Below are 14,815 nucleotides of genomic sequence, written 5' to 3'. Positions count from 1 at the left end.
CGCGCCCTCACTGCAAAGCCTCCGCCAACTCTATGACCAGCACCAGGGAACCGTCTTCTCTCTGTAGTTCGCCCACTCTGGGGTAAAGTAGCAAACCCAGATAGTCAACCGGATACAACTGTACTTCGGTAATGACTTTGGACACCCTCCCCTGCTGGTCGCGGGGAATCACCAATTCAACGCCACCCTCTTCTCGCAAGAGTTTGTGCAATTCACTCAAATAGGAATTTGAATACACTATCCGAGGTCTACGCCCGGCGAACAAACCAGCGCCCAGCATTCGTTCCGTGGCCGCATTCCCATTATTAAAAGGATTGTAACGATTCAATTCCGATTGACGAATGGTATTACCTCGCGGCCACAATAACCCCTGATTCACACAATGAGCACGAAATAAATCAGAGACAGTCGCATTCGCCCTCATCTTCTGCGCCGCCAACGTGTGGGAAACAATATTAAGGGGCCACTCAATGCCACTCCTGACCTCCAGTTCTCGCCATTGCTTGAGCAATGTAAGCAGTTCAGCATCGGTTTGCCGACTGCTGCTCGGCTTGAGTATGCGAGAGTGCAATACACTGAGGAAACTGTGGCTAAGTGCAAACCCCGCCCGCAAGAGACTGGAATGCATGGCTGCACCGGCCTTGCGACGCTGCTTATGATCGGCGGCTGCACGGACATCCGTTAGAACCCTCTCGATCTCCTCATCAACAGAAGCTTTCTCCAGCAATTCGTAGAGATCGAAGTCAATTTGCTCGTAGTCGCCAGGGCGCAAACTGCACGCCAATACATTCAGAAATCGTAAAGGATCATCGAAGTAGTCTTCGGCCAAACGACTGATGATTCCACAACCACCCGCTTCGACCTCGCTGAGCCATACTTCCAAGTCACCGTCTTGCCAAAGCGCATCAGCATTCACCGAGCGTTCGTTAACGTCCCCAAGCAAGGTGCATAGTGTTTGCTGGGTTGCTGCTGCCAACGTATTGGCCAGCAGTTCTTTTGTCCATTCCACGATATCTGGCAAGGCATGAATATCCCGCCACAGAGGCTCGGCACAATCTGCCAGTCGGGCTAGCACTTCAGAGCATCCCAGGAGTCCCCGCAGGTCGGCCTGCAATTCCTGCTCTCTGGAACTTTCTTCTTGCTCATCGAGTTGGAAAAGGCTTTGCGGAATAGCGAGCAAGCGTTCTTTGCCCTCGTCGGAAAGTAGACGGCACAAGGCCCCATGCATCACCGATGGCACGGCCGGGTCTACGTCCTTCAACTCGACGGCCAAAGCGGCAAGGAAGCACTCGCATACCCAATTGGCTGTAAAGGGGTCACCGCCGAAACGATCTAGTTGCTCAACCCGCCGCCGGAACAACAACGGACGCAATGCGGCCGATATGGCAGGGGCCCCCAGGAGATCGGCAATCGTTTCATTGCCGACTCGAAAACGAAGACGCATACCATCCACCCACTGACGCGCACCTACGGCTATCGCTTCACCTTGGCTTTTCCATGCAAAATTCACCCGCGCGATTTGGCCGCTGCGAAAACGCAGCGTGGCGTCAGCTCCTTTGCTATAGCGCACCACCTCAAGCGGCGTCATTTGTTGATGAAGGCAAAACGCCACATCAATCAGGTGCTTCCCCCAACTTCCCATCGGTGGCTTCTGAACAGTTGTATGTTCGGCCAAGATGAATTCCGAATCCCAACGCAGGCGGGAATTACTCTTTTCCGTCAACCCACTCGCCTTGCGCAGAGCGCGGGTATGTATTTCCCGTGGCCGCACCACAGACAATTCTGCATCAGATCCCGCAGCCACCGCCCCTTCGTTCTGTAGGTACTCTCCGAATGCTTCCGCAATCTCAAAGTCAACCTGTTGTAGGGTATCGGCAATGGGCTGAAATCCCTCCGGGATCAGCCAGTCAGCCAGGTCATACTTGATAGCGAAACGCTTGGAAATCCTGCCGGGAGAGAACTCGCGCAAAGCCTGATAAAATGGCAGTCCTTCCCATTTTGCATCACTACCTTCCCCACGCTGCAAAGACACGAATAGGTTAGGAATATTTAATTCGGCGAACATTGCCTCTGGAATGAAAGCCGGCATCGGAGAGCGGCCTCGGGGGAGTTCTTTCCACTTCTCTCCATACTCGCACCACAGCGTTTTCAATTGCCGCCGAAGCGTCGGCAAAAAAGACAACATCAATGATCGCGGTGAAGCCCACAGAACTTGCTGCAAGGCTGCCTCATCTATGCGCAACGCGTCCTTCAAATAACCAAAATATCGGTCCTGCATTCCACCAGGTTGCAGTACTTGCTCAACGGCCGAGAGCAAGGTCGTCAGTTGTGCAGACGATCCTTTGGGATACTTCAGGATTCTCCAAACCGACCCCTCCTTCAGCAGCATCGCTAGCCAATCCAGCGTCGCCATTGCCCCCTGCATCTTCTGGATATGCCCATTCTGAAGTGGCAACCTCTGTCGCTTGATTTCAGGGGTAAGCAACTCCTCGTAACGCTGGAAAGCAACTCGATCTCGACCGAACTCAGAAAGCACAACGAGGGTCCATGGGCGCATCCCGCGGGGGCGCCCAGCACGTCCCTTGCGCTGCAGATAGGACGCAACGCTTCGCGGCGCCTTATGCTGCAAAACCGCCCCAACCGATGGATCGTTAAAGCCGACCTCCAGCGAAGCAGTAGCCACCACGATCTCGGAGTTAGGGTCGACGCCAGAGTCCTGACTAGAGGTCCGGCCTACCCGAGCGCGATCATCATTGTCGAGCGAATGCCCGATATCCATGCCTATTTGCCAGTCTTGGCCTAACTGAATGCGTTTAAGGCGGCTTGGAAAATCCAGATAGCGACCGCTTCCCCTCAAGCTTGCCAGCGGTTCATGATCCGGCACCAACTGCGCGCCCCTGGTTTTCCAACCTTCAGCGTCTGCAAGCTGGTGATAGAGTCGATTGTTGACATCCAGATCATCGGTAAAAACGAAAGTTTTACTTCCCCATGTTCCACGCGATCTCTTGTCACGATTATCCAGGATACGCCGAGTCAACATAGCGGCCTGAATGGTGGTGGAGAGCAATGCAGTTTGGGAAACCGGATCCCCGCGCAATAACATGAGATACTCGGCGCCCTCGTCCACCATCTCATCCGCAAGAGGCTCGATCAACTCCACATGACCTTCTTTCGCCCCGATTAACTCGGAAAAAAAAGCAGGTGCGTCGCTCAAAGTAGCGGAAAGTCCAACGAAGTGTGGCCGGCATTCACTTCGCTTCATCCAACGCCGAAGCAGATAGGCCGTCTGCGCTCCGCTACTGCCTTCATAAGTATGCACCTCATCCAGCAGCACTAGCGTGGGTCCCTCGCAGTTACCTACCCCGAATAAGTGGTGGAATGCATAGTTCCCAAGATGCTGATTCAGCATTTCAGTCGTCGTGAAGAGGATATCCGGTGGTGCAGCAGCCAGAGACCGCCGAGTCAATCGAACCTCATCATGAGGTACATAATGATCACAGCGACTGCAGTGCAGTTCTTCGCGTTGCGTGACAGAACCCTCCAGACGCCATTCCATTTTTCCGGAGCAATCCTTCGTAGGGCAACGCAACAAGTCGAACGGCAAATTGCCGTTGAACTTTTTTGCGGCCTCATGGGCAACATTGGTGTTCTCCAGCGTGTCGCCAAAAAATGCCCCAATGGAAATCTTTCGGCCTGACTGCGACTTGACTAGTTCGTCCAATTTTCGGCATTGGCTCCAAGTCTCCATGAACTGATCTTTCAGCAGTTCACGCCGCGGGTAGATCGCCAGAATGCGTACTCGCGAGGAAGCATCCTCAGCCAATTGACTGCATAAGGCAGCCAAGGCTGGTAAATAGAAAGCCAAGGTCTTGCCGCTACCAGTGCCGGCACAGACTATGCTGCCGGCAGCATGGATGGACCGATCCTTAGACGCCTGCAGGACTCGAGTAGTGGCACGCACCTGAAAGCCGGCCAGAAGCAGGTTCTCCTGGTATCCCAGTAGAGCGCGGATTGGCAGCTGGAATCGCGCAGAAGCGTCCTCGCCCAAGCCATCTAGTAGTTTCTGCAAACTCTGATCACGGCAGGGGTAACTACGCGGCCGCCGAACGAAACGAAAATCGGAAACTAGCGTACGGGCCTGGTCGACCGGTTTGTTTAGGAACCACTGGCGAAGATGGCGGTACAGATGCGCAGCCTCGCCCATTCGCGTCCTGTAGCGCTTGGACAATCCCTCGGGGTGGGGAGCCTCGATCACCATGGCGTGATCGCAGAGTCCGAGCAGAACTTCATAGGGATCGTCCCCGGGAAGCACCTCTTCGAGTGTCGCAAGTATCTCGTTTTCTGTGAAGAAGCCACCGGTGTCCCCCCAGGCCAGCAAACTCGTCTCCAACTCCTCCAGGCGATCGAGGGCAGTACACAAACGCTCCAGGGATATTTCCATCAAAATAGCTTCCTACTGCGTTCGACGGAGAACTGACCTAGCAAGGCGTGCTCAAGCAGCCAGCAGAAGGTGTCCTTGTCCATCTCCGACAATGGAACACCCGTAGACCTTCCGCGCTGGTTTAATAACTTGAAGAAACGCTTAACGTTCTCAGGAAGATCGAGTTGCATTTCCCCTCTAACCTGCTCCATACGATTTTTAAGGTCCATCAAATCGCGAAGAGGCCATACGGTCTCAGGTACTTGCTTTGCTAGATCTTTAAACCTTCCCTGCAACTCGATATAGTCGCTGTATACGCGTTCGGAACCCGGTATCTCGCGCTGACTATCCAGTATCACCTTCTCGACCATGCACTGGCTGTACAGTTGTTCGGTCCACTTTTTCCAGCAGGATTCGATTTTGCTCTCCAATCGAACAACCAGACTTTCAAGTGCAACTCGCGAATTCTCAAGAGAATCGTCCTGACGAGAGACTTGTTTATTCTTTCGCCAAACCTCAAAAAAAACTCCCAAGCTTGCCAGAGCCGTAGATATCTGCCCTTTAAACTCTGATTTCAAATCCAGCAATTCTGGAGCATCCACCGGTAAAGCCCCAATGCTCGATGATTGGCGCTGCAGCAAATCAAGCCTTTCGGAAAGCGACACAAATCTCTCGTAAATTTCCTGGCAATCATCAATGGCGGTTCGCAGTTCACCGGCCGAGCGATTTAGTTCAAACTGCTCGCGCAAAGCATAAACTCTTTGCTCAAGACTACTCACTGCACGCCTCCAACAAATCCTTCAAAGTGCCTGTCAGCCCCTTCAACAATCCGGTGACCCTCTCCTGTGACTGCCCCAAGACGTCCAGACCAGATTGACGATTCTCATTCTCCAAACGCGGCAAGACATAGGAATAGAATTTATCCCACGCACCCAGTGTCTGAACGGCCTCTTCCAGTTTTTGACCGTCTACCTGATTGATCAACTGCAACTTCTTGGGCAAATCAGATTCGTTCCAAGATGAGAGGAAAACCTTGACTGCCGCCCAAACCTCGCTTGCTTTTAGAGAGTTCAATGCCTCACGCATCCTCTTGGCATTCGGCACGTCTGAAAACTGAGCGGGATAATGCAACCCGCCTTCACTTACGCCACGAACAATTTCAGACATTTCATCCAGCAAGAGGCAAAATTGCTCGTGCCGAGAATAGCCATCTAGAACGGACAGCACATCGAACGACGACTGCAGTGCCTGGGTGATTTCTTTGTCATACCTTGGCAACTTCTGCTTAAAATCAGTCTTACTAGCCTCTTTGAATGACCTAAGCGCCAACTCTCCATCCATACCATGGTCATTGGCGGCCACCAACTTCAACCAGGCATCTCGCTTTCCTTCCCACTCATCCAAGGCACTTTTGCGGAGTTCTAGCAGTATCGGAGAAGCAGGTTTTGGCAATGACTCCAGAATCTTTTGTGCCGGAGTGAGCAATTCATTGAGTCGCTGGCGATCATTGGACGCGGTCCTCCATAATCCCAGGATGGGAACTAGACTCAATTGTTCTTTCATCACCTCATGAAGTTTTGAGCGCTCCATTAGCGAAAGTGTTTGTAGAACTTGCGGAACCCAACGTGCGGCGAAATTCTGGTAGCGCAGGTAATCATCGAATCCACCAGGGTATTGCCAACCTATCCCAGCGGATCTTCGATTGACGCTCTCGTAACGCAGAAGCGCCAGCGCTACGCCCTTCAAAGCAACTGCCTTTTGAGGGGCCTCAAAGTCCGCTTCCTGGCAGAACCACACCAAATTGGTGGCTTTGTTCCCAGTAAGGGAAAATGGAATATTGATATTAGCAATCGTCCCACGCAGTAATTCCGGCCGCGCCCCTAAGCCAAACCAGTCCGGATGAGCATATTGCTGATACATCTTGTTCAGGGCGTTTCTTAGATCCCTGGATTCGTCTTGCTCCAACTTCTTTGTACGCTGAAACCACTCTGAAACAATCTCTTCCAATCGGTGCTGATCGGGATCAGGCTCGGATTTCAGTACTCCTGGCTCTACCGCAGGTTTAGTTTTTTTCGGACCAGTACCTGTCCGCGTTGGTGGGCGAACAAAACCAACGGGTTGCACCTCTTCCAACAAAGATGCCAATGCGTTTAGCCCGAAGACGTTTGCTACGCGCCAATCCAAGTTCTGCTGCAACTCTGCGATAGACCGGCAACCGTACCCCCAGATAGCGGCCAAAGATTCGCAGCGTGCTGGTTCGTCGAGTCTATACAGGTCAATCAGTCCTGCACCGGCCTTGATATTGGCGAAATCTGCCGGCGGGAATCTCTGCTCCTGGCACGCCTGCCGATGATCACGTAATACTCGCAACACAACTTGGTTCAACACTTGGCGGGGATTGAAATTCAACTCTTCGTCGTTGCTGCAATAGTGATCCGCCAGCGCATTGATCGCGTTGCGATTGAAAGGGAAGAGCGGCACGCCAGAAGGCGAATGGCCGAATGCCTGGAGTTCCTCCGGCGGGCCTTCGGAATCTTCCCAAATTAACGGCCAACTGACGTCTGTCGAGCGCTCCAACCAGGACGCTTTCAGTTTTGCACTACCGTGACGGGCAGCGTTCAGGTAGCGACCGCAGAAATCAACAATGCGCTCCAGCGTTTGCTCGCGACTCTGGCCATGATCACGTATCAACCATTCATACTGTGCACGTGTTTTAATCGTGTCCTGCCGTCGCAGATATCCTTGATAACCATCCGTTACCGCGATAGCCGAGCGAAGCGTACACAGTTCTTGCTTTTCATCCCTAACGGCCTCTTCCAGAAGGCTGTCGATTAGCACGTCCTCGATAGCAGAAATCGCAGCCATATCCTCCACCAGTACTACCAGAGTGCGATCCTGATGTTTCAAGGTACGACGGATGTCTTTAAAGAGGTCTAAAAAACTACCGCCATTGAAACTGAACAAATGACGAAAAGCAGTTCTGGTTGACTCTCCCAAAACTTCGTTTAATACACCTGCTGCGGACTCTTGGGCTTGCCGATTGGTATTCAATTGAGCTCGACTGACATACTGCCGAGCGCTTTGCGACAGGTCATCGAGGTTGAAACTGAAATCCAGGTCCTCGGCCCTGATCTGGTAATCGTTTCGACTTAACTCTTGATCGGTAGCGCCTTGAGTCAACCGGCTTGCGAACTGATAAATACAATGCTTCGGATCAAGCAAGCTTCTCTTGAAATTAGGGTCGGTAATCAGTTCGGAAAGACCACACCCCGGCGTAGTATGCGCGTTAACATCTCGCCAACGCTGCTTTTCTTCAACAGACAATTTTTGACTGGCCTGCGGATTTTCTCGGTAATAGCTAATTTGCTCTGCGATCCGGGTGTTGAGTCGCTGCAATTGCTGTGACATGAAGGTCAACAGCAAGTCAGCTACCTCTCCGGTCCTCAGCATTTCACCTACAGACCGAATCCGTAGACGTGCACTCTCGAACTCGTCTCCTTCCAAGCCATCCAGAAGGATTTCCAATACCTGACGCAAACTTGCATTCTTCGGAATGCGAACGATATGCCAGTTGGCGGATAGCGACTGCAGTTTTAGTTGGGCTTCCAACCAGCGAATCAGGTGGGATTTTCCTACGCCGGAACGCCCGACCAAGGGAATCGGTCTCTCCACCTCTAGAAAGTGCGTTAGCAGATCGGCCTCGGTACATTGCTGCTCTGCTCCGTTACCTACCCGAAGCAACTGCATAGGCTCATGCACCGCTAAGAGTACGTGCTCAGCTAACTCCTCTGCCTCCGTACGGATGCACTGGGAAATGTGTTCCGAACTTGGCCAGTAATTGATCAGACTCATACAGCGACCTCAGTACGGTATTGAATCTCACCTACGGAGCGTTGAACACCATTTGGCAACAGCAGTCGCATACTCAAACTATCGTCAGAGGACTTTTCCAAGCGTAATCGAAACAGACTTTCCAGACGGACTAGAGCGTGGCTGAGTGCGGCGCTTACTTCATATGGTGCGTCTGGCTTCCAATTTTCCATGCAAGGTTCCAACAATCGACGATAGGCCCCTTCATCAAGCAGAGGTAGGTACCCTCCCAAACGTTCGAGAAATACTCTAAACGGAAGTACTCGCCCGCCTTCGAAAATTCTCTCAAGGTAGGGTTCGATAGCTAAAGTAGGATCTACAATGTAACCCTTTCCGAAGGGCTCCAAGAAGCCAAGGAATTCCCCATAGGCCAAAAAGGTCGGGAGTTCGTTAGACTCATTCAACCCCCGCCCCGGTAGATGGCTATTTACCGCCTCGGCGGCATTGGAAGAGCTTACCGACTCCCCGCCCATGAAGGTGTACCGACGCTGCGCTAACAAACAGGTCATTGCACGAAGAAATGGCTCAGTGCGAGTACCGTCCAAGATAGCCGATTCCGACCGCGTGGCTGCATTATCAATAAGCAACTGCAATACACGCGACGGAAGATCATTCTCACTGACCTGAGGGGGCGCGAAAATCATTCCCTCGCTGTCCTGCAACCACAACCCTTCTTCCAACCAGAAATCCAGATTCGACTCAAAACGTTTTGCTCCAGTCTCACTTTTGGGGAGCAACTCCGGCCGCAATGTCTCCAATAACTCCGTGCGCGCAATTGGTTTCCCCCTGCGAACCAATACTCGATCAATAAGATTTAGCAGGATCAGACTGCTGCCTGGGTGAGCATTATTCACCATCGACATACTTATATTTCCCTTTCGAAGTCGACTAAATCCTTGCTTTTGGAATCACACTCCCACCAACTTCGGTACGGGTGATACGGATCACTCAGAGTCTCGGGCGCAACTATCAATCTTGCTGGAACCTCATAGCCACCCGCAGGCAGGTTGCTTTCCCCCGGCATGAGTAAAACCAACTCAGTCCAACTTCCAGCGCTGTCGCGAGGTTCCAGGGCACACCAGAACGGTAGTGTTTTCAAACCAGCATCGGTCTGTATTTCATCCAACAAGGCCCGACTGGCACGGACAGCCTGCACCTGCTGGCTGCGCAGAAGAGCCACCATCCATCGCCGCCAGTTATGAATCAGAGCACGGGGAGTTACACTACGATAACTCTCAGTACGGTAGCGAATCCGCAGTAACTGGGAGTCCGGCATCCACTTCGGCATAGGGGGAGTTACTACGCCAGTCACATGGAAAGACGCGCTCAACGTTGGCGTAAAGGGTCCCCGCCCCTGAGCACGGCAACCAGGACAACCGCCGCAACTGCGTTCAGGACTAATGCCATCCAGTCGATAGAACTCTTCTAACTGGTGGCACAGCGACTGGCCCGGATCATCCAGCCATCTGCGCAAACTGGCGAAACCGTTTGCCATGACCCGCTGTTCAAGGGCACGTTGCGGATCAACATAGTGCCGCCAAGTGGCTGTGGACTGATGCGCATCCATCAGGATCTGTACATCGATGCGGTCAAAGTAATTGTCGCCCTGAGGCAATTCCGTATCGACTACTGCTGCGTTTTCGTGAGGTACCTCGGGCGGTGAATAGCGCAATCGAATCAAGCCAGCACGCTGCATCAGAAGCAACGTACGTACGTTCCACTCTGCGTTACCTTCGCTGCGTCGCTTCAAATCTCGGCGCAACATAGACAGAGAAACACTGAAGCAACCATCACTGCTACGTCGACGGCTCTGCAGCAAGGTGTTCCAGCGATCCAATCCCACTTCACTGGAAATCAGTCTTGCCCGTGATATCTGCTCTGCCACATTTATCTGGCCCGGGTAGAAAACCAACCAGGACCAACAGGCGTTACCGTCACGCCCGGCACGCCCCGCCTCCTGATAAAAACGATCCAGATTTTCTGGCACTGCCGCATGCAATACCGAACGGACATCGCTCTTATCCATGCCAACGCCGAAGGCGGACGTCGCAACCATGATGTCCAGATGGTCATCTTGCCACTGGCCGATCAGACGTTCGCGCTCCTGGGTGTTGGTTTCGCCATGGAACAGGCCAAGCCGACGGAAACCCTGCTCGACCAACAAGTCTCGCCAGTTCTGCGCATCCTGCCGGGTCGTTGTGTAAAGAATCAGAGGTCGAGGCAAACGCCATAGCAAGTCCACGACAACCTGCCGGTGCTCTTCTTCTGCAATAACTCGGCGGACATTGAAGTTCAACTCTGGGCGCAAAAAACTGCCATTGATCTCAATAGCCTGAACTCCTTCGGGAACGAAGGCTTCCTTCAGCACCTCCAGAGCGGCGGAATTAAACGTAGCTGACATCAACAAGGTTCGGATGGCGCTTGAGGAGTGCTCTCTGAGGGAGTGGAAAAGAGGGGCAAGCAGTTGGAAGTCTGGACGGAACTCCGCCCCCCATTGGCCGACCAGATGCGCCTCATCGATTACTAGCGCACCCAGCAGTCCTTTTCCGGCGAGTTCGAACAACAATGGTCTAAGGCCCGATATGGCGGACTCGGGCGCACAGAACAGGATCCGTTGAGTGCCGCAATGCAGACGCTCACGAATCTCTCGACGCTCAGCTTCCTCCTGGCCCCCGATCCACACGTAGCTACCGCCGTGATCGGATCCTGCAGCCGTCAGCACTTCCCCAGCACGCGCGGCCTGCTCGATGGCAAGTCCGGTCGTTGGCACAATGACAAGCACCACTTTCTGTCGATAGGCAAACAAACTTAAAGCATGGACAGCCAGCGTCTTGCCGCAACCTGTCGGCAGGTTGATGAAGACCGTACTGTCATCCGGAGAGGTCAGCAATGTACGTACTGCAGCTTGCTGACCGAGGCCGTTGTAGTTGCTAAATCCAACACGGCCCAAAGCACTACTCAAGGCCACGTCTATTTGAGGTTGGTGCAGGACTCGGCGACGCTCACGTCTGTAAACCGCCAACTCCGCTTCCTCGAGAGCAGTCTCCATCCTGACCCGGTCGGTTAACGGATCTTGAGTCAGGCCCACTCGCGCTAGATGTTGCCCTTCAACGGAACTAGCAGGCACTTGTAGCAGCAAATCAGTGCAGCCATGAGCTTGAGCACAGCCGAAAGCATCACGACAAGCGACGGCGCGATCGGCCGAGCCCGCCTTTGCGTCGCCGAACACCATCAGCAGGCGGAGAAAGTATGGCTCGACGACTGTCTGCTCGAATTGATGCTCTGGCGCCAGCAGAGCCCTCTGCAAGGCGTTCCATTGGGCCTGAATCATTCATTCCTCCACAGATCTTTCGAGCACAGGATCTGGGCGCGTACCGCCATAAGGTGCACATGCGGGTCAAGGGCGGAACCTCGCAGAGCGCCTATCTCCTCGATGATGCTCTTTCGGCTCAACTTAGTGATACCCAGCACCATGCGCTTCCATTCGCCCACAGGTAATAGAAACTCCAACTCGGACCAGACATCATGGCGCAGATTGATATCCTGGAAGATAGCGCCCGCGGGCTTTTTGTAAGGCCATTCCAGGGATTTCAATATGCTTTCGGCCTTTACCAGGCTGCCGTCTTCAGCGATCCAGTGGCCATACACCGCAGGTGCCAGTAACTCATCGGCGATAACCTGTTCCTGATACGTGCAATCCGGTCGGGCAGCCGTTACCAACCACTTGAAATGAAAGAAAATCTTTGGCGCCTGCAGTGAACTGCTATTAAGAATTCGCAAGAATGCGCAGGTTGCCCCACGCGAATCACCAGCGGCCAGTTCATATATGGAATCCACGAACGGCTGACCGTAACGGAAGGGGTACACGCCCGATTGAACTGAAGCCTGCTGCCGCAAGAAACTCATGGGAGCGGTATATGGCGGGTTACCACTTTCCGGATCAATACCCGTGATGCAACCTTCGATAAAGGTCTTCACGTCTACCAGGGTACGACCGCCACGCTCAGCGGGGTCAAGGCCGAAGCCCAACCTGAATTGCTGCTGCAGATCCCCCTCTAGCCTGAAGTTCAAGCCGCGCGTCATCCAGGCACACATGCGGCCAATCTGCTCCTCGGCTATTTCGTCCGCCTCAGAAATTCTTTCGGCGAAGTCCCGTGCCTTGGCGACATCCTCGTCCAATGCAAGCAATTCTTCCTGTACTTTCACCCGACGGCGCTCGCGGTCCAGCAGGCCGCCCTCGCCGCTCAGTTGCTTGGCGCAGACAAGCAACTCTTCATCGCCGGATCGCGCGACTGCCTGCCAAGTCTTTTCGAGGTGCTCCTCCAGTACGTACTGCAAACTGGCCACCGTCTGATTGAATACACCTACCGATGTGTCAAGCAGATCTAGCCACCGTCGGAACAAGCCATCATGGTCAGACATCAAAACCAAACTTTCCACAGGCCTGATGCCACGCAAATTTGCGCTGTAACGGTTCAATCGTCCCAGACGTTGTTCAACGCGACTGAACGATCTCGGTAGGCTGTAATGCACGGCGAGTTTCTGCCCCCCATGCAGGTTAAGACCATCTTCACCACCTTGATCGCAAACCAATACCCGCACAGAGCCGCCCGAAAGCAAGAACTGCAAGTCGCGGCCGGAAGCATTGCGCTCTATACCTACAGCCAGAGAGTCACCGAGCGTAGCGGCAACATGATCCGCGACTACTTCGTCACCGCAGAAAACAACCACCTTGCCCTTAGGGTTTTCGGCCAACCAATCTTCCAGACTCGCGCTCAAACTCCGATCTTTACACGCCTGCTCGAGTGAGGCCTGCTTGGATATTTCGGCAAGCAGCTCTCGCTCGGTTGCTTCAAGCGTCGCCGCCAGTTGCCTATCGAACTTATCGGCCCGCTGCTTTACCAGCAATGGACTGCCCAACAGGTCGTCAACCCAGTCCAGGTACTCTCCAGAACTCATCGCCTGGAACTCATCAGGATCCCGGCAGGCCTGGCTGCGGTACTCTTCCAACAACAGATCCAATGGCATGCTGTGTGGTTGTATCGGCCAGTATTGACGGCGCAAACCAGCCAATCCTGGAAACAACTGCGCGAGATGACCCATTTCCCGGCGGTTACGAAGCATGCGCTGATGCAGGCGGTAGTGTTCTCCGAGGTAATGCCGCAAGCCTGTGATTTGTTGCTCGCGCTGCTCGCCGCTCTCCTCCGCGAAGAGATCCACCAACGGCATCAAACTGCCGATTCGCTCATGCAACTCCTGATCCTCAGGGAACTTCCCCCGCAGATCCTGTAGTGCTTGTTCCAATGCGCCGTTCGAGTTATCCGGGGTCAGTGCGCTATACAATCCGCCAAGCCACTCACGCTCCTTGACTCGAGCGATGAAACGCTGAACCCCCGCTTCCGAGATCTCATAAGCCTCGGGACTCAAGCAGTGCAGCATCGCCAGGAAATTTCTTTCGTTCCCATTCAACGGGGTTCCCGACAATAACAGGGTCGCCTCAGCTGCCTGGCAGGCCTTCGCCAGCACCTGAAACCGGTAATTCGAGAGTTGCTCGGAGGACCAGGCCAACGGCGCCAATTGATGCATCTCGTCAACGACAAACAAGCTAGGCTGGCCGCCTTCCCCCAAAGCCGTCACCAACTGTTCATGACTGCATACTCGAATCAGTTGTTCCGATCGATGTTTTGTAGACATCAACTCGCCAAGATGAAATCGGCCCTTTAGCTCCTCATGCCACTGAGTGACAAGAGAAGCCGGCGCCGCAATTAAAACATTGGCGTCGAACTTCTTCTGAAGCACGTGCTCACGGATGATCAGGCCAGCCTCGATCGTCTTGCCCAAGCCCACTTCATCCGCTAGCAAGTACTTCGGGTATGAGTCCTTAAGGACGCGCCTAACGACAGCAATTTGATGCGGTTCCAACTCTACGCTACTGCTGGTAATCGCACCGATGGAACAGCACGCCGCCCGCTGTTCAATATAAGCCTCAAGAAAACCCTGGCGCAAAGGAAAAAAGTAAGGTGCGTCGTTAGATCTAGCAGCTAGAAAGGCCGAAGGATCCAACAAGCCGTTTGTACCTAAGTTCAGGCAGTAAATTTCGTCGATTTCAACAATTTCTTGATCGTTATTGTCGGCACGAAAAATCACTAAATGTCGGTCCAGAGGTCGAGGGCCACCGTACCGGCCACGCCGCCATATTCCTGTCGCCCGATCTTGACAATAAACGATAGCCTCCTCATACAACTGAGTTTTCCTAACGTCGTCAAGATTTACTCTAACCTTACGGGTCTCAGGATTCAAAGGAGATTCGAAGAAGGCAACCTCGCCTAGGCCCTTCTCAAGGTCCAGTTTCGACAGTTTGCCAATGCCAGAAAAGACACTAGACTGAACTAACTCACCGACCGCTAACCCTTGGTCCATATTTTCCTCTACCAGTATCTTTTCTGCCAACTCTTCATACCTTACTTATTGCCTAGCGAAACCTCCGTACTGATCAAGATGCAACAGATATCGAGGCGCTAAAAG

The 14,815-nt window shown here is 53.3% G+C and carries 6 protein-coding genes; all 6 read right to left on the bottom strand.

Translation table 11 applies throughout. The features are described 5' to 3' along the window. Nucleotides 1-7: 7 nt before the first annotated feature. The 6 genes from dpdJ to dpdE are packed head-to-tail and all read right to left on the bottom strand — an operon-like array spanning nucleotide 8 to nucleotide 14,710. Nucleotides 8-4,441 (bottom strand): protein DpdJ, encoded by a 4,434-nt coding sequence (dpdJ, locus tag IQ22_RS19180; protein ID WP_145144985.1) that lies wholly within the window; start codon nucleotides 4,439-4,441, stop codon nucleotides 8-10. Beyond that, on the bottom strand, nucleotides 4,441-5,199 hold the full coding sequence (locus IQ22_RS19175; protein WP_145144983.1) for a hypothetical protein: 759 nt from the start codon (nucleotides 5,197-5,199) through the stop codon (nucleotides 4,441-4,443). Before IQ22_RS19175 ends, dpdJ begins: the two co-directional genes overlap by 1 nt. Then, entirely contained in the window at nucleotides 5,192-8,272 is a 3,081-nt protein-coding gene (gene dpdH / locus IQ22_RS19170) for a protein DpdH (RefSeq protein WP_145144981.1), read from the bottom strand. Before dpdH ends, IQ22_RS19175 begins: the two co-directional genes overlap by 8 nt. Then, a complete protein-coding gene (gene dpdG / locus IQ22_RS19165) occupies nucleotides 8,269-9,153 on the bottom strand; it encodes a protein DpdG (RefSeq protein ID WP_145144979.1) in 885 nt (294 codons plus the stop codon). The genes dpdH and dpdG overlap by 4 nt, the downstream gene beginning before the upstream one ends. 2 nt (nucleotides 9,154-9,155) lie before the next feature. Then, on the bottom strand, nucleotides 9,156-11,621 hold the full coding sequence (gene dpdF, locus IQ22_RS19160) for a protein DpdF (RefSeq protein ID WP_145144977.1): 2,466 nt from the start codon (nucleotides 11,619-11,621) through the stop codon (nucleotides 9,156-9,158). Next, entirely contained in the window at nucleotides 11,618-14,710 is a 3,093-nt protein-coding gene (dpdE, locus tag IQ22_RS19155; protein ID WP_145144975.1) for a protein DpdE, read from the bottom strand. The genes dpdF and dpdE overlap by 4 nt, the downstream gene beginning before the upstream one ends. Nucleotides 14,711-14,815 lie beyond the last annotated feature (105 nt).

It is taken from the genome of Pseudomonas duriflava (assembly GCF_007830155.1).
Classification (GTDB): domain Bacteria; phylum Pseudomonadota; class Gammaproteobacteria; order Pseudomonadales; family Pseudomonadaceae; genus Chryseomonas; species Chryseomonas duriflava.
This window is presented reverse-complemented; position numbering and strand designations above follow the sequence as displayed.